The organism is Pseudomonas asiatica (genome assembly GCF_009932335.1).
Classification (GTDB): Bacteria; Pseudomonadota; Gammaproteobacteria; order Pseudomonadales; family Pseudomonadaceae; genus Aquipseudomonas; species Aquipseudomonas asiatica.
This window is the reverse complement of record NZ_BLJF01000001.1, coordinates 577,250-593,181: the sequence shown is the minus strand read 5'-3', so window position 1 is coordinate 593,181 and position 15,932 is coordinate 577,250. Positions and strand designations below refer to the sequence as shown.

At 63.4% G+C, this 15,932-nt stretch carries 15 protein-coding genes; 13 read left to right on the top strand and 2 right to left on the bottom strand.

What is annotated here, in order from left to right; all coding sequences use genetic code 11:
* The first annotated feature begins 1 nt into the window (after position 1).
* The 5 genes from minE (at position 2) to GYA95_RS02695 (ending at position 5,072) form a co-directional block, all read left to right on the top strand.
* Positions 2-256, top strand: a complete 255-nt coding sequence (gene minE / locus GYA95_RS02710; RefSeq protein ID WP_003252572.1) for a cell division topological specificity factor MinE — start codon at positions 2-4, stop codon at positions 254-256.
* 156 nt (positions 257-412) lie between these two features.
* On the top strand, positions 413-1,048 hold the full coding sequence (locus GYA95_RS02705; RefSeq protein WP_011532730.1) for an RluA family pseudouridine synthase: 636 nt from the start codon (positions 413-415) through the stop codon (positions 1,046-1,048).
* 169 nt (positions 1,049-1,217) lie between these two features.
* Positions 1,218-2,507, top strand: coding sequence for a M18 family aminopeptidase (locus GYA95_RS02700; RefSeq protein ID WP_015269280.1), 1,290 nt, complete (start codon positions 1,218-1,220; stop codon positions 2,505-2,507).
* A gap of 196 nt (positions 2,508-2,703) precedes the next feature.
* A complete protein-coding gene (locus GYA95_RS27540) occupies positions 2,704-2,871 on the top strand; it encodes a hypothetical protein (RefSeq protein WP_003260099.1) in 168 nt (55 codons plus the stop codon).
* 44 nt (positions 2,872-2,915) lie between these two features.
* Positions 2,916-5,072, top strand: a complete 2,157-nt coding sequence (locus GYA95_RS02695) for a mechanosensitive ion channel family protein (RefSeq protein WP_015269279.1) — start codon at positions 2,916-2,918, stop codon at positions 5,070-5,072.
* 112 nt (positions 5,073-5,184) lie between these two features.
* On the opposite strand, the gene phnR is transcribed toward GYA95_RS02695, so the two are convergent.
* A complete protein-coding gene (phnR, locus tag GYA95_RS02690; RefSeq protein WP_015269278.1) occupies positions 5,185-5,898 on the bottom strand; it encodes a phosphonate utilization transcriptional regulator PhnR in 714 nt (237 codons plus the stop codon).
* 315 nt (positions 5,899-6,213) lie between these two features.
* Here phnR and GYA95_RS02685 point away from each other — a divergent pair, with 315 nt between their 5' ends.
* From GYA95_RS02685 to GYA95_RS02660, 6 genes are all read left to right on the top strand, one after another.
* On the top strand, positions 6,214-7,278 hold the full coding sequence (locus GYA95_RS02685) for an ABC transporter substrate-binding protein (RefSeq protein WP_015269277.1): 1,065 nt from the start codon (positions 6,214-6,216) through the stop codon (positions 7,276-7,278).
* A 146-nt stretch (positions 7,279-7,424) separates the two neighbouring features.
* Positions 7,425-8,231, top strand: a complete 807-nt coding sequence (locus tag GYA95_RS02680; protein WP_013971416.1) for an alkaline phosphatase family protein — start codon at positions 7,425-7,427, stop codon at positions 8,229-8,231.
* Positions 8,228-9,079: an ABC transporter permease gene (locus tag GYA95_RS02675; protein ID WP_015269276.1), complete on the top strand. Its 852-nt coding sequence runs from the start codon at positions 8,228-8,230 to the stop codon at positions 9,077-9,079. The genes GYA95_RS02680 and GYA95_RS02675 overlap by 4 nt, the downstream gene beginning before the upstream one ends.
* Positions 9,069-9,863: an ABC transporter permease gene (locus GYA95_RS02670; protein WP_013971414.1), complete on the top strand. Its 795-nt coding sequence runs from the start codon at positions 9,069-9,071 to the stop codon at positions 9,861-9,863. The genes GYA95_RS02675 and GYA95_RS02670 overlap by 11 nt, the downstream gene beginning before the upstream one ends.
* 1 nt (position 9,864) lies before the next feature.
* A complete protein-coding gene (locus GYA95_RS02665) occupies positions 9,865-10,854 on the top strand; it encodes an ABC transporter ATP-binding protein (RefSeq protein ID WP_015269275.1) in 990 nt (329 codons plus the stop codon).
* 14 nt (positions 10,855-10,868) lie between these two features.
* Complete coding sequence (locus tag GYA95_RS02660) at positions 10,869-11,522, top strand: HAD family hydrolase (protein WP_015269274.1); 654 nt, start codon at positions 10,869-10,871, stop codon at positions 11,520-11,522.
* A 117-nt stretch (positions 11,523-11,639) separates the two neighbouring features.
* Here GYA95_RS02660 and GYA95_RS02655 read toward each other — a convergent pair whose 3' ends face one another.
* Complete coding sequence (locus GYA95_RS02655; RefSeq protein ID WP_054573874.1) at positions 11,640-12,602, bottom strand: NAD(P)H-quinone oxidoreductase; 963 nt, start codon at positions 12,600-12,602, stop codon at positions 11,640-11,642.
* Positions 12,603-12,746: 144 nt separating this feature from the next.
* Between GYA95_RS02655 and GYA95_RS02650 the strand changes: the two genes are divergently transcribed.
* Positions 12,747-14,828, top strand: coding sequence for a carboxy terminal-processing peptidase (locus tag GYA95_RS02650; RefSeq protein ID WP_013971410.1), 2,082 nt, complete (start codon positions 12,747-12,749; stop codon positions 14,826-14,828).
* Positions 14,829-14,944: 116 nt separating this feature from the next.
* Positions 14,945-15,913: an EAL domain-containing protein gene (locus tag GYA95_RS02645; RefSeq protein WP_015269272.1), complete on the top strand. Its 969-nt coding sequence runs from the start codon at positions 14,945-14,947 to the stop codon at positions 15,911-15,913.
* The last annotated feature ends 19 nt before the right edge of the window (positions 15,914-15,932 follow it).

The following is a 15,932-nucleotide window of genomic DNA, read 5'->3' as shown; positions in this document are numbered from 1 at the left end:
CATGAACCTTTTTGACTTCTTTCGTGGCAGACAGAAACAGACCAGCGCGTCGGTAGCGAAAGAGCGTCTACAGATCATCGTGGCGCACGAGCGCGGCCAACGCAGCGAACCGGACTACCTGCCAGCGCTGCAGAAAGAACTGCTGGAAGTGATCCGCAAATATGTGAACATCGGCAACGATGATGTGCATATCGAGCTGGAAAACCAGGGTAGCTGCTCGATTCTGGAGCTGAACATCACCTTGCCGGATCGCTGATTTCGCGACCAGGCCTGGATCATTGGGGCTGCTTTGCAGCCCATCGCCGGCAAGCCAGCTCCCACAGGGTTCGCGCTGTACCTGTGGGAGCTGGTTTGCCGGCGATGGGCCGCAAAGCGGCCCCAGTGTTTTCCCCGATATAACCGAGACCAAGCAATGCCGCTGTCCAACATCCAGATCCTGCACGAAGACGCCGCCATCCTGGTGATCAACAAACCGACCCTGCTGCTGTCGGTACCCGGCCGCGCCGAGGACAACAAGGACTGCCTGATCACTCGCCTGCAGGAAAACGGCTACCCCGACGCGCTGATCGTGCACCGCCTGGACTGGGAAACTTCCGGCATCATCCTGCTGGCCCGGGATGCCGACAGCCATCGTGAGCTGTCGCGCCAGTTCCACGACCGCGAAACCGAAAAGGCCTACACCGCGCTGTGCTGGGGCCAGCCGGCGCTGGACAGCGGCAGCATCGACCTGCCGCTGCGCTACGACCCGCCGACCAAGCCACGGCATGTGGTGGACCACGAGCAGGGCAAGCATGCGCTGACCTTCTGGCGCATCGTCGAGCGCTGCGGTGATTACTGCCGGGTAGAGCTGACACCGATTACCGGGCGTTCGCACCAGTTGCGCGTGCACATGCTGTCGATCGGGCACCCGCTGCTGGGCGACCGGCTGTATGCCAACCCCGAAGCACTGGCTGCCCATGAGCGGTTGTGCCTGCATGCCTCGATGCTGAGCTTTACCCACCCGGTGTCCGGGGAGCGGTTGAAGTTCGAGTGCCCTGCGCCTTTCTGATTTGTGAGTGGCTGTACCGGCCTCTTCGCGGCTGAAGCCGCTCCCACAGGGACCGCACAGCTGTCAAGTTTTTTGCGATCCCTGTGGGAGCGGGCGAGCCCGCGAAGAGGCAGACACAATTTGTCGACCTAATACGCTAAACTCGCGCCACTGCTGTCTGGAGTGAGCTATGCGCGACGCACTGAATTCTGGCCTTATCGACTTCCTCAAGGCCTCCCCCACGCCCTTCCATGCCACCGCCAGCCTGGCCCAGCGCCTGGAAGCTGCCGGCTACCAGCGCCTGGACGAGCGCGACAGCTGGGCCACGGTACCTGGCGGCCGCTACTACGTCACCCGTAACGACTCGTCGATCATCGCCATCAAGCTGGGCAAGCAGGCACCGTTGCTGAACGGTATCCGCATGGTCGGCGCCCACACCGACAGCCCGTGCCTGCGGGTCAAGCCGCAGCCCGAGCTGCAGCGCCAGGGCTTCCTGCAGCTGGGCGTCGAAGTGTATGGCGGCGCCCTGCTGGCGCCATGGTTCGACCGCGACCTGTCGCTGGCCGGCCGGGTCACATATCGCCGTGACGGCAAGGTCGAAAGCCAGCTGATCGACTTCAAGCTGCCGATCGCAGTCATCCCCAACCTGGCAATCCATCTCAACCGCACCGCCAACGAAGGCTGGACCATCAACGCGCAGAACGAGCTGCCGCCGATCCTGGCCCAGGTGGCGGGTGACGAGCGCATCGACTTCCGCGCCCTGCTCACCGAGCAACTGGCCCGCGAGCACGAGCTGATCGCCGACGTGGTGCTGGATTACGAGCTGAGCTTCTACGACACCCAAAACGCCGCGCTGGTCGGCCTGAACGGCGACTTCATCGCCGGCGCGCGCCTGGACAACCTGTTGTCGTGCTATGCCGGCCTGCAGGCACTGCTGGCCGCCGACAGCGACGAGACCTGCGTACTGGTGTGCAACGACCATGAAGAAGTCGGCAGCTGCTCGGCCTGTGGCGCCGACGGGCCGATGCTGGAGCAGACCCTGCAACGCCTGCTGCCGGATGGCGACGCCTACGTGCGCACCATCCAGCGCTCGCTGATGGTGTCGGCCGACAACGCCCACGGCGTGCACCCCAACTACGCCGACAAGCACGACGGCAACCACGGGCCCAAGCTCAACGCCGGGCCGGTAATCAAGGTGAACAACAACCAGCGCTACGCTACCAACAGCGAAACCGCCGGGTTCTTCCGTCACCTGTGCATGGCCGAGGAAGTGCCGGTGCAGAGCTTCGTGGTACGCAGCGACATGGGCTGTGGTTCGACCATCGGGCCGATTGCCGCCAGCCACCTGGGCGTGCGTACGGTGGATATCGGCTTGCCGACCTTTGCCATGCATTCGATTCGCGAACTGTGCGGCAGCCATGACCTGGCGCACCTGGTGAAGGTGCTGAGCGCGTTCTACCGTTGCCGCGAGTTGCCTTGATGCTTTGATGTAGCCAGGCCCGGCCTCTTCGCGGGCTCGCCCGCTCCCACAGGATCATCACAGCATTCAAGGACTGTGCAGTACCTGTGGGAGCGGGCATGCCCGCGAAGAGGCCGGGCCTGCTCAAGGTCAATCCCGCTTCGTCTACCACCCGCTATGCTTGTTACATGGCCCCACTGCAAAAGGATTGCTGTCCATGTCCCCGTTCCTGTCCCTGTTCGTGCCGGTGTTTCTGTTCCTGTTGCTGCTGACCATCGGTTTCAGCCTGCGCGAGCGCAATATCGGCGTTGTGATGATGTGGGTCGGCACACTGGGTATCTTCGGCCTCACCTGCTGGAAAATCCTGGAGCAACTGCCGTCGTGAACCTCTACACTCGGTCAATCGTTTGACCTGAGGTAGTTTTGCCAGTGCCTGCTCTCCTGCGTTGCCTGTTCCTGCTGCTGTTCCTGTTTGTCACCCCGTTACAGGCTGCGGGCCTGCCAGGCCTGCTGGGTGGCAGCGCGCCCGCGCAGCCAGAAGCCAGCGAACCGCTGGGCAAGTCGCTGGACGAGGTGATCAAGAACCTGGAAAACGACCAGCAGCGGGCCAAACTCCTGGCCGACCTGAAAAAGCTGCGCGACGCCACCAGGCAATCGCAACCCACCGTCGAACAGGGCGTGCTCGGCCTGATCGGCGGCGCCCTGCATGACTTCGAAAAGCAGTTCAGCGGCGATGCCAGCCCGTTCCATCGCTGGGCCGCGGAAATCGAACAGGCCCAGGCCGAACTGACCGAGTTGATGGTGCCGGTGCACCAGTGGCCGGCCATTCTGTTTGGCTTTGCCGCCGTCATCGCCGTCTGGAGCGTGCTGGCCTACGCCTTCAACTGGGTCGGGCATCGGGTACGCCTGCGTTTTGGCCTGAGCGAGGAACTGCCGCAGCACCCGCGCACCTGGGACCTGGTGCGCTTTGCCCTGCGCAAGCTGGGCCCGTGGCTGGTGGCGCTGGTGTTCACCGTTTACCTGAGCTTCGTGCTGCCGCCGTCGCTGGGCAAGTCACTGGCCATGGTGCTGGCCTACGCACTGGTGGTCGGCACCTGTTTCTCGGCCATCTGCGTGATTGCCTTCTCGCTGCTCGACGGCCCCCACCGCCACCGCGCCCTGTACATCCTGCGCCACCAGGCCTTCCGCCCGCTGTGGCTGATCGGCAGTTTCGCCGCGTTTGGCGAAGCGATGAGCGACCCGCGCCTGATGGTCGCCCTCGGTACCCACCTGGCCCACGCCCTGGCCACCCTGGCCAACGTGATCGCGGCGCTGTGCACCGGGCTGTTCATCCTGCGCTTCCGTCGCCCGATCGCCCACCTGATCCGCAACCAGCCGCTGTCACGGCGCCTGACCCGGCGCACCCTCAGTGACACCATCGAGATCCTCGGCAGCTTCTGGTTCGTGCCGGCACTGATCCTGGTGGCGATTTCGCTGTTCGCTACCTTTATCTCGGCCGGCGACACCAGCACCGCCCTGCGCCAGTCGCTGATGTGCACGGTGCTGGTGGTGGTGTGCATGGTGCTCAACGGCCTGGTGCGCCGCCACGCCGCCAACCCCAAGCGCGCCAGCAAGCGCCAGGCGGTGTACGCCGAACGCCTGCGCAACTTCGGCTACCTGCTGGTGCACCTGTTCATCTGGCTGGTGTTCATCGAACTGGGGCTGCGTGTGTGGGGCCTGTCGATGATCAGCTTCGCCGAAGGCGACGGTCACGACATAAGCGTGCGCCTGCTGGGCCTGGCCGGCACGCTGATCGTCGCCTGGCTGGTGTGGATCCTTGCCGACACCGCCGTGCACCACGCCCTGGTGCGTTCGCGCAGGGGCCTGGCCAACGCCCGTGCGCAAACCATGATGCCGTTGATCCGCAATGTGATGTTCGTGGTCATCTTCATCATCGCGGTGATTGTCGCCCTGGCCAACATGGGCATGAACGTCACCCCGCTGCTGGCTGGTGCCGGTGTGATCGGCCTGGCCATCGGCTTTGGTGCCCAGTCGCTGGTGGCCGACCTGATCACCGGGTTGTTCATCATCATCGAGGACTCGCTGGCCATCGACGACTACGTGGATGTGGGCGGCCACCTGGGCACGGTGGAGGGGCTGACCATCCGTACCGTGCGCCTGCGTGACATCGACGGCATCGTGCATACCATCCCGTTCAGCGAGATCAAGAGCATCAAGAACTACTCGCGCGAGTTCGGCTACGCGATCTTCCGCGTGGCGATCCCGCACAGCATGAACATCGACCAGGCCATCACGCTGATTCGCGAAGTGGGGCAGAAGCTGCGCAACGACCCGCTGATGCGCCGCAACATCTGGTCGCCGCTGGAGCTGCAGGGGGTGGAGAGCTTCGAGTCGGGGTCGGCGATCTTGCGGGCGCGGTTCAAGACTGCGCCTATCAAGCAGTGGGAGGTTTCGCGGGCGTTCAACCTGGCGTTGAAGCGGCAGTTGGATGAGGCGGGGCTGGACCTGGCGACGCCGCGATTGTCGGTGCAGGTGGTCACGGCGGCTGGTGGCACGATGGCAGATGGCAACGCCGTATCGAACTAGGGCCGCTTCGCGCCCCATCGCGACACAAGGCCGCTCCTACAGGAGTACGCGTTTCCCTGTAGGAGCGGCCTTGTGTCGCGATGGGCTGCAAAGCAGCCCCAAAAAACCATGGTCAACCCGCCTGGGCGCGGATGCGGATGGCATCATGCCGCCAATACTCCAGGTCGCAGTCGATCAGGTGCCCATGCTGGTCACTGTTGACCCGGGTGATATGCAACCCGGGGCTTCCCGCCGACACCTTCAAGGCACTGGCCGCCTCCACCGGCAACGCCGTCGGCAAGATCTCGAAGCACACCTGCCCATACTGGATACCGTACACCCGCCCATAAATCTCGGTCAGCGACTGGGCCAGGTCCTGTTCGAGAATCTCCGGGAAGTACCGGGGGTTGAGGTAGTGCTCGGCATACAGCACCGCCCGCCCATCGATCCGCCGCAACCGGCAGATACGTACCACGCTGGACAACGCCGGCAGTTGCATGCGCGCACAGATGGCCGCCGACGCCGGCTGCAGCCGAGCCGACAAGAGTTCGGTACTGGGCACCCGCCCCTGGTCGCGGACCATGGCATGGAAGTGGCTGCGCTCGATCAGGTCGTAGGTCAGCCGCTCGGGCGCGACGAACCAGCCGCGACGCTCTTCGCGGTAGATCAGCCCCTGGGCTTCCAGCTGCACCAGCGCCTCACGCAGGGTAATGCGCGTGGTATCGAACACCTCGCTGAGCTTGCGCTCGGCCGGCAGCTTGCCGCCCGGCGCCAGCAGGCCGTGCTCTATCTGTTCCTGCAGGGCGTGACAGATGGCTGTTACCGCACGCGGTGGCATCGGCTGCATCAAAGGTTACCTATCTGGACTAGTCCAGCCCCAGAACAGGGCACTTGGAGAATAGTGCAAGCCTAGGCAGGGCTGATGAACATCCTGTGACAAGGCTTTGGCCAAACACTGCCAGAAACGCGCCAAGCCAGCAGAACCGGGGCGGTTCCGTGGTCTACGCTGTAGCTTCAGGGCCTTCACCGGCCCTTCCCTACATCAAACTGTCACGCAAGCAGCCTACCTTGGCTCAAGGTTTGCTGACCTAGACCAACGGTCACCAGACAACGGCTTCACTCATAACAACCATCGCTAAAGGCACCCACCAAGGAGCTTCGGATGAAAAAGTTGTTCATGGCGTCACTGCTCGGTTCGGCCATCGCCCTGTGTACCACGGCCATGGCCGCCGATACCGACCTCAAGGCCCTGGAAGACGCCGCCCGCAAGGAAGGCAACGTCAACAGCGTGGGCATGCCCGATGCCTGGGCCAACTGGAAAGGCACCTGGGAAGACCTGGCCAGCAAGTACGGCCTGAAGCACAGCGACACCGACATGAGCTCGGCCCAGGAAATCGCCAAGTTCGAAGCCGAGAAGGACAACGCCAGCGCCGACATCGGCGACGTGGGTGCCGCCTTCGGCCCGATCGCCGTGAGCAAGGGCGTGAGCCAACCGTACAAGCCGAGCACCTGGGACCAGGTGCCGACGTGGGCCAAGGACAAGGACGGCCACTGGGCGCTGGCCTATACCGGCACCATCGCCTTCATCATCAACAAGGACCTGGTCAAGGAAGGCGAGCGGCCAACGACCTGGCACGACCTGGAAAAAGGCAAGTACAAGGTTGCCATCGGTGACGTCGGCACCGCAGCCCAGGCCGCCAACGGCGTGCTGGCAGCGGCTATCGCCTACAAGGGTGACGAGACCAACCTGGCACCGGGCCTGCAACTGTTCACCAAACTGGCCCAGCAGAAGCGCCTGTCGCTGGCCAACCCGACCATCCAGACCCTGGAGAAGGGCGAGGTGGAAGTGGGCGTGGTGTGGGACTTCAACGGCCTGAGCTACCGTGAACAGATCGACCCCAAGCGTTTCGAAGTGCTGATCCCGTCGGATGGCTCGGTGATCTCCGGCTATACCACCATCATCAACAAGTACGCCAAGCACCCGAATGCGGCCAAGCTGACACGTGAATACATCTTCAGCGATGCCGGGCAGATCAACCTGGCCAAAGGGCATGCGCGGCCGATCCGTGCCGAGCACCTGAAGCTGCCGGACGATGTGCAGGCCAAGTTGCTGCCCAACGAACAGTACAGGGCTGCGCAGCCGATCAAGAATGCCGAGGCCTGGGAAGCGAGCTCGAAGAAACTGCCGCAGATGTGGCAGGAGCAGGTGATCATCGAGATGGAATAAGGGGCTATCTTCTGTAGCGCCTGGACTGGCCTCATCGCCGGCAAGCCAGCTCCCACAGGTACCCCACTGGGTTTGAATCCTGTGGTAGACCTGTGGGAGCTGGCTTGCCGGCGATGAAGGCAACGCGGTTTATGACTGGAGCCACCATGCAACACAACGTCATCCTGGTCCTGCTCGACGGCCTCAACTACCAGGTCGCGCATCACGCCATGGGCCACCTGCACGCCTACGTCGAGGCCGACCGTGCCGCGCTGTACCGCGTGGAATGCGAACTGCCGTCGCTGTCGCGGCCGCTGTACGAGTGCATCCTCACCGGTGTACCGCCGATCGACAGCGGCATCGTGCACAACAACGTCAACCGTCTGTCCAACCAGCGCAGCGTGTTCCACTACGCCCGCGAGGCCAACCTGGGCACTGCGGCTGCGGCCTATCACTGGATGAGCGAGCTGTACAACCGCTCGCCATTCGACCCGCAGCGCGACCGCCATACCCACGCACCGAAGCTGCCGATCCAGCACGGGCTGTTCTACTGGGACGACCGTTACCCCGATTCGCACCTGCTGGCCGATGGCGAATACCTGCGCCGCCGCCACGCCCCCAATTTCCTGCTGGTGCACCCGATGAGCATCGACGATGTCGGCCACCACCACGGTCTGGACAGCAGCCAGTACCGCAACGCCGCACGCAGCGCCGACATCCTGCTGGCAGACTACCTGCCAGGCTGGCTCGAAGAGGGCTACCAGGTACTGGTTACCGCCGACCACGGCATGAACAACGACCGCTCGCACAATGGCCTGCTGACCGAGGAGCGCGAAGTGCCGCTGTTCGTCTTCGGCGATGCCTTCAGCCTCGATCCTGCGGCCAAACCGCTGCAGACCGAGTTGTGCGGGACCATCTGCGAGCTGCTCGGCGCGCCGCATGACAAGACCGTCTGCCGGGAGCTGCTGAAGTGACCACACCCAAGAGCAGCAACACCCGTGGCCGCTACCTGGCCCTGCTCTGCCTGCTACCGTTCGCCGTGTTCTTCGTCATCTTTCAGATCGCCCCGCTGGCCTGGGTGGCGATCAACAGCCTGCAATCGGAAGCGGGTTGGGGCGTGGACAACTTCAGCAAGGTATTCGCCTCGAAGTTCTACCTGCAGGCCCTGCAACGCAGCCTGGAAATCAGCTTCTGGTCAAGCCTGTTCGGCATCGTCATCGCCACCCTGGGCGCCTACTCGCTGCGCCATGTGGACTCGAAGCTGCGCGACTTCGTCAGCGCCTTCGCCAACATGACCAGCAACTTCGCCGGGGTGCCGCTGGCCTTCGCCTTCATCATCCTGCTCGGTTTCAACGGCGCGCTGACCCTGCTGCTGAAGCAGGTCGGCCTGCTGGAGGACTTCAGCATCTATTCCAAGAGCGGGCTGATCCTGGTGTACACCTACTTCCAGATCCCGCTTGGCGTGTTGCTGCTGTACCCCGCGTTCGACGCACTGCGCGAAGACTGGCGCGAGTCGGCCGCACTGCTGGGTGCCAGCCACTGGCAATTCTGGCGGCACATCGGCCTGCCGGTGCTGACCCCGGCACTGCTGGGCACTTTCGTCATCCTGTTGGCCAACGCCCTCGGTGCCTACGCCACCGTGTACGCGCTGACAACCGGCAACTTCAACGTACTGCCGATCCGCATCGCCGGCCTGGTGGCAGGTGACATCAGCCTCGATCCCAACCTGGCCAGCGCCCTGGCGATGGTACTGGTGGGGCTGATGACGCTGGTCACGGTGGTGCACCAATGGCTGCTGAAAAGGAGCTACCATGCGCGCTGACGCCCGTTCCGGCGGCTGGTACCACCGCGCCGTGGTCTACCTGCTGTTCCTCATCCTGCTGCTGCCGCTGGCCGGCACCCTGCTCTACTCGCTGGCCACCAGCTGGTCGGCCAGCCTGCTGCCCAGCGGCCTGACCTTCAAGTGGTACATCGCGCTGTGGAGTGAGCCGCGCTTCCTGGCCGCCTTCGGCCAGTCGCTGCTGGTGTGCGTGGGCGCGCTGCTGCTGTCGGTGGTACTGATCCTGCCGCTGCTGTTCGTGGTGCACTACCACTTCCCGAGGCTCGATGCGCTGATGAACATCCTCATCCTGCTGCCGTTCGCGGTGCCGCCGGTGGTGTCGTCGGTGGGGCTGTTGCAGCTGTATGGCAGCGGGCCCATGGCCATGGTCGGTACACCGTGGATTCTGATCGGCTGCTATTTCACCATCGCCTTGCCGTTCATGTACCGGGCCATTACCAACAACCTGCAGGCGATCAACCTGCGCGACCTGATGGACGCCGCCCAGCTGCTGGGCGCCAGCACCTGGCAGGCGGCGCTGCTGGTGGTGCTGCCGAACCTGCGCAAGGGCCTGATGGTGGCACTGCTACTGTCGTTCTCGTTCCTGTTCGGCGAGTTCGTGTTCGCCAACCTGCTGGTCGGTACCCGCTACGAGACCCTGCAGGTGTACCTGAACAACATGCGCAACAGCAGCGGCCACTTCAACAGCGCGCTGGTGATCTCGTACTTCGCCTTCGTGCTGGTACTGACCTGGGTCGCCAACCGCCTGAACAAGGACAAGACCTGACATGAGCTTCGTCAGCGTACAGAAACTGCAAAAAAGCTACGCCGGCAGCCCGGTGTTCGAGAACATCGACTGCCATATCGAACGCGGTGAGTTCGTCACCCTGCTTGGCCCGTCCGGTTGCGGCAAGTCCACGCTGCTGCGCTGCATCGCCGGGCTGACCCCGGTGGACAGCGGGCAGATCCTGCTCGACGGCCATGACATCGTACCGCTGAGCCCGCAAAAGCGTGGCATCGGCATGGTGTTTCAAAGCTATGCGCTATTCCCCAACATGACCGTGGAGCAGAACGTCGCCTTCGGCCTGCGCATGCAGAAGGTCAAGGCCGACGAAAGCCAGGCCCGGGTGCGCGAGGCGCTGGAACTGGTGGAACTGGGCAACTTCGCCGGGCGCTACCCGCACCAGTTGTCCGGCGGCCAGTGCCAGCGCGTTGCCCTGGCCCGCTCGCTGGTCACCCGCCCGCGCCTGCTGCTGCTCGACGAACCGTTGTCAGCGCTGGATGCGCGCATCCGCAAGCACCTGCGCGAGCAGATCCGCGCCATCCAGCGCGAGCTGGGGCTGACCACCATCTTCGTCACCCACGACCAGGAAGAGGCGCTGACCATGTCCGACCGCATCTTCCTGATGAACCAGGGGCGCATCGTCCAGAGCGGCGATGCCGAAACCCTGTACACCGCGCCGGTGGACCTGTTTGCCGCCGGCTTCATCGGCAACTACAACCTGCTCGACGCCGACAGCGCCAGCCGCCTGCTGCAGCGCCCGGTGACCAGCCGCCTGGCGATTCGCCCCGAGTCGATCACCCTGGGCAACAACGGTGAACTGGACGCCGAAGTGCGCAGCCACAGCCTGCTGGGCAACGTGATCCGCTACCGGGTGCGGGTGCGCGAGGTGGAACTGGTGGTCGACGTACTCAACCGCTCACCGTCCGACCTGCACGCGGACGGGCAACGGGTAAGCTTGTCGATCGACCCCACGGCGCTACGGGAAGTGGCCTAAGGAGAATCAACACCATGGCACTGGCAATTTTCGATCTGGACGAAACCCTGATCCACGGCGACTGCGCCTCACTGTGGAGCGAGCAGATGGCCCGGCTGGGCTGGGTCGACGGCAAAGCCTTCCTGCGCCGCGACCATGAGTTGATGGAAGCCTATGGCAAGGGCCACCTGCGGATGGAGGACTACATGGCCTTCAGCCTGGAGCCGATTGCCGGGCGCACCCTGGAAGAGGTCGAGCACCTTGTAGCACCGTGGGTCGAAGAGGTGATCGAGCCAATCATCTACGGCGACGCCTGCCGCTGCATTGCCGAGCACCGCAAGCGCGGGGATCGCATCCTGATCATTTCGGCGTCGGGTACGCACCTGGTCGGGCCGATTGCGGCGCGGCTGGGGGTGGACGAATACCTGGCGATCGAACTGGAGGCGGTGAACGGGGTTTATACCGGCAAGACCCACGGGGTGCTGACCTATCGCGAAGGGAAGATCACGCGGTTGCTGGAATGGCTGGACCAGGAGCAGGAGAACCTGGAAGGGGCGACTTTCTATTCCGACTCGCGCAACGATTTGCCGCTGTTGCTGAAGGTGGATCATCCGCATGTGGTGAACCCGGATGCGGTGTTGCGGGAGCATGCCGAGATCAATGGCTGGCCGATTCTGAGCTGGACTTGAGGGCCATGGGGGCGCTTTGCGCCCCTTTCGCGACACAAGGCCGCTCCTACAGGAAATCGCTTTCCCTTGTAGGAGCGGCCTTGTGTCGCGATGGGCTGCAAAGCAGCCCCGGCAATCTCAAGCCAGGCCTGGGTCAATCACCATCACCAGCTTGCCCGACACCTGGTTGGTCTCAAGCTCGGCATACGCCGCCTGGGCAAACTCCACCGGGTAGGTGTCCACCAACTGCGGCGACAGGCGCCCTTCGGCAAACAGCGGCCACACCTGCTGCTGCAACTCGCGCAGCAGTTCGGCCTTGAAGCCGTCATCGCGGTTACGCAGCGTGGAACCGGTAATCTCCAGGCGCTTGCCCAGTACCTGTGCCAGGTCCAGCTCGAACTTGCGCCCGCCCATCAGGCCGATGATCACCCAGCGCCCGTCACGCGCCAGCAACTTGAGGTTGAGCTCGCCGTAGCTGGCGCCCACCGGGTCGAGAATCACGTCGAACGGGCCGAAACCTTCCAGTGCTTCCAGGTTTTCGTTACGTACCACACCACCGGCGGCGCCCAGCGCCTCGCAGTAGGCCAGGCGGTCCTGGGAACCGACGCTGACCCATACCGGGCTGCCGAACGCCTTGCACAGCTGGATGGCGGCCGAGCCAACGCCACTGGCGCCAGCGTGCACCAGCACCTTCTCGCCAGCTTTCACGCCACCCAGCTGGAAGATGTTCAGCCAAGCAGTGGCATATACCTCCGGCAACGCCGCCGCTTCGTGCAGGCTCAGGCCTTCGGGCACCGGTAGCACGTGGCGGGCATCCACCACCACTTCCTCGGCCATGGCGCCGCTGGCCAGCAGCGCACACACCCGGTCACCCACCCGCCAGTCGGCACCGGCCCCCACTTCCTCGATCACCCCGGCGCACTCCAGGCCCATGTACGGGCTGGCGCCTGGCGGTGGTGGGTACAAACCTTTCATCTGCAGCAGATCGGCGCGGTTCAGCCCCGCAGCAGCCACGCGAATGCGCACTTGACCCGCGTCGCAGGCCGGGCGCTCGGCCTCGACCCAAGCCACATGTCCGTCAACGCCTTGCAATGCCTTCACAGTGCCTCCATAGTTGAATCATATGACCGAGCCTGGGAACGCCAAGTCCCCAGGCTTTTTGCAGTATGCATCCGGTTTTTTGCAACCGGTGAACAGAAAAGACGGCCTACTATGCGTGATCAATTGTCTCCACGTCGAATCAGCATGAAGCATTTCCTCCCAAGCACCGCCCTGGCGCTGATGATCGGCCTGGGCAGCCTCACGCTCGGCGGCAATGCGGCGGCCGCCAACAAATGGGACAGCCTGCAGCCGGACCGCGACGAGATCGTCGCCAGCCTCAACGTGGTGGAATTGCTCAAGCGCCACCACTACAGCAAGCCGCCGCTGGACGACGCCCGTTCGGTCATCATCTATGACAGCTACATCAAGCTGCTGGACCCGGCGCGCAGCTACTTCACCGCTGCCGACATCGCCGAATTCGACAAATGGAAAACGCAATTCGACGATTTCCTCAAGAGCGGCAATCTGGACCCGGGCTTCACCATCTACAAACGCTATCTGGACCGCGTCAAGCAACGTCTGGACTTCGCCCTGGCCGAGCTGAACAAGGGCGTGGACAAGATCGACTTCAACGCCAAGGAAACCTTGCTGATCGACCGCAAGGACGCCCCGTGGATGAAGGACCAGGCCGAGCTCGACGATTTGTGGCGCAAACGCGTCAAGGACGAAGTGCTACGCCAGAAGATCGCCGGCAAGGAACCCAAGCAGATCCAGGAAACCCTGACCAAGCGCTACAAGAACCAACTGTCGCGCCTGGACCAGACCCGTGCCGAGGACATCTTCCAGGCCTACATCAATACTTTCGCCCAGTCCTACGACCCGCACACCAACTACCTGTCGCCGGACAACGCAGAAAACTTCGACATCAACATGAGCCTGTCGCTGGAAGGCATCGGCGCAGTGCTGCAAAGCGACAACGACCAGGTCAAGATCGTGCGCCTGGTGCCGGCAGGCCCGGCGGCCAAGACCAAGCAGGTGGCACCGGCCGACAAGATCATCGGTGTGGCCCAAGGCAACAAGGAGATGGTCGACGTGGTCGGCTGGCGCCTGGACGAAGTGGTCAAGCTGATCCGCGGCCCGAAAGGCTCGGTGGTGCGCCTGGAGATCATCCCCGCCAGTAACGCGCCTAGCGACCAGACCAGCAAGATCGTGTCGATCACCCGCGAGGCGGTAAAGCTCGAGGAGCAGGCAGCGAAGAAGTCGGTGCTCAAGCTCAAGCAGGACGGGCGTGACTACAAGCTGGGCATCATCGAGATCCCGGCCTTCTACCTCGACTTCAAGGCCTATCGCGCCGGTGACCCGGAGTACAAGAGCACCACGCGTGACGTGAAGAAGCTGCTGACCGAGCTGCAGAAAGAAAAAGTCGACGGCGTGGTCATCGACCTGCGCAACAACGGCGGCGGCTCGCTGCAGGAAGCCACCGAGCTGACCAGCCTGTTCATCGAGAAAGGCCCGACCGTGCTGGTGCGCAACAGCGACGGCCGTGTCGACGTGCTGGAAGACGAAAACCCCGGCGCCTTCTACAAGGGCCCATTGGCACTACTGGTCAACCGCCTGTCGGCCTCGGCTTCGGAGATCTTCGCCGGTGCCATGCAGGACTACCACCGTGCGCTGATCATCGGCGGCCAGACCTTCGGCAAAGGCACCGTGCAGACCATCCAGCCACTCAACCATGGCGAGCTGAAGCTTACCCTGGCCAAGTTCTACCGGGTTTCCGGGCAGAGCACCCAGCATCAGGGCGTGCTGCCGGACATCGACTACCCGTCGATCATCGATACCAAAGAGATCGGCGAGAGCGCCCTGCCCGAGGCCATGCCGTGGGACACCATTCGCCCGGTGGTCAAGCCGGCGGCCGACCCGTTCAAGCCGTTCCTGGCCCAACTCAAGGCACAGCATGAAGCGCGCAGCGACAAGGATGCAGAGTTCACCTACATCCGCGACCGCCTGGCCCTGACCCAGAAGCTGATGAACGAAAAGACCGTCAGCCTCAACGAGCAGGACCGTCGTGCACGCCACGATGCAATCGAGGCCAAGCAGCTGGCACTGGAGAACATCCGCCGCAAGGCCAAGGGTGAAGAGCCGCTGAAGGAGCTGAAGAAAGAGGACGAGGACGCGCTGCCGACCGAGGATGAAAACACCAAGCCGGAAGACGATGCCTACCTGTCGGAAACCGGCCGCATCCTTATCGACTACCTGAGTGCAAGCACCAAGGTGGCCAAGAAGTAAGACTGTGGCAATGATGGCAAATTAGCTTTACCTGTCATCAAACAGTCATCGCGCTGTCGTGAAATAGAGGGGCCGGGCGTGGAATCGCCCGGCCCTTTCATTTTCAGGAATACGCCATGACCGTCGCCGAACAGCTCAGTGCCTTGAGTGCCATCCTGGCTCAACGCAGCATCCACAGTCTGTTCCAGCCGATCATGTGCCTGAGCGAGCAACGGGTTTTCGGCCATGAGGCGTTGAGCCGCGGGCCGTCCAACAGCCCGCTGCACGCACCGCTGAACCTGTTTACCATCGCCCGCCAGGCTGGCCGCCTGACCGAACTGGAGGCTGCCTGCCGGGAAAGCGCCTGCCGGCGTTTCAGCGAACAGCAGTTGCAGGGCAAACTGTTTCTCAACATCTCGCCAGAATCGCTGCTCGAGCCGCACTACCCGTCCGGGCAGACCCTGAAACTGCTCGGACAGGTCGGCCTGCCGCCTAGCCGGGTGGTAATCGAGCTGACCGAACACACCCCGACCGACGACTTCCAGCTGCTGTCCAACGCCCTGCACCACTACCGGGACATGGGCTTCTCGATTGCCATCGACGATCTGGGAGCGGGTTATTCGAGCCTGCGCCTGTGGTCGGAGCTGCGCCCCGAATATGTGAAAATCGATCGCCACTTCATCGACGGCATCCACCGCGACCCGCTCAAGCGTGAATTTGTCGGTTCGATATTGCAGATTGCCCGAGCGTCGAAGGCGCAGGTAATTGCCGAAGGCATCGAGATGGCGGAGGAGCTGGCGGTGCTGGTGGAGATGGGGGTGGACCTGGTGCAGGGCTATCTGCTGGGGCGGCCGCAGGAGCTGGGGGTGCGCGAAAGCCGGCCGCTACCGGCGCTGATGAACGTTCCGCAGGCCGAACAGCCGACGGTGCGGCTCAATGCCACGATTGGGCAGTTGCTGGAGTTGTTTGGCCGACACCGGCACCTGGAGGTATTGGAGGTGGTGGATGCCGATGGCAGGGCTTGCGGATTGATTCACAGGGATGCACTGCCTGTTCCGGCCCTATCGCCGGCAAGCCGGCTCCCACAGGCTCACCACACATCTTGAACCTTGTGCAGTACCTTGT

Bases quoted from the DNA above. Each gene is read 5' to 3' on its own strand.
- minE (WP_003252572.1), top strand. From the start codon at position 2: ATGAACCTTTTTGACTTCTTTCGTGGCAGACAGAAACAGACCAGCGCG.
- GYA95_RS02705 (WP_011532730.1), top strand. From the start codon at position 413: ATGCCGCTGTCCAACATCCAGATCCTGCACGAAGACGCCGCCATCCTG.
- GYA95_RS02700 (WP_015269280.1), top strand. From the start codon at position 1,218: ATGCGCGACGCACTGAATTCTGGCCTTATCGACTTCCTCAAGGCCTCC.
- GYA95_RS27540 (WP_003260099.1), top strand. From the start codon at position 2,704: ATGTCCCCGTTCCTGTCCCTGTTCGTGCCGGTGTTTCTGTTCCTGTTG.
- phnR (WP_015269278.1), bottom strand. From the start codon at position 5,898: ATGCAGCCGATGCCACCGCGTGCGGTAACAGCCATCTGTCACGCCCTG.
- GYA95_RS02685 (WP_015269277.1), top strand. From the start codon at position 6,214: ATGAAAAAGTTGTTCATGGCGTCACTGCTCGGTTCGGCCATCGCCCTG.
- GYA95_RS02680 (WP_013971416.1), top strand. From the start codon at position 7,425: ATGCAACACAACGTCATCCTGGTCCTGCTCGACGGCCTCAACTACCAG.
- GYA95_RS02670 (WP_013971414.1), top strand. From the start codon at position 9,069: ATGCGCGCTGACGCCCGTTCCGGCGGCTGGTACCACCGCGCCGTGGTC.
- GYA95_RS02665 (WP_015269275.1), top strand. From the start codon at position 9,865: ATGAGCTTCGTCAGCGTACAGAAACTGCAAAAAAGCTACGCCGGCAGC.
- GYA95_RS02660 (WP_015269274.1), top strand. From the start codon at position 10,869: ATGGCACTGGCAATTTTCGATCTGGACGAAACCCTGATCCACGGCGAC.
- GYA95_RS02650 (WP_013971410.1), top strand. From the start codon at position 12,747: ATGAAGCATTTCCTCCCAAGCACCGCCCTGGCGCTGATGATCGGCCTG.
- GYA95_RS02645 (WP_015269272.1), top strand. From the start codon at position 14,945: ATGACCGTCGCCGAACAGCTCAGTGCCTTGAGTGCCATCCTGGCTCAA.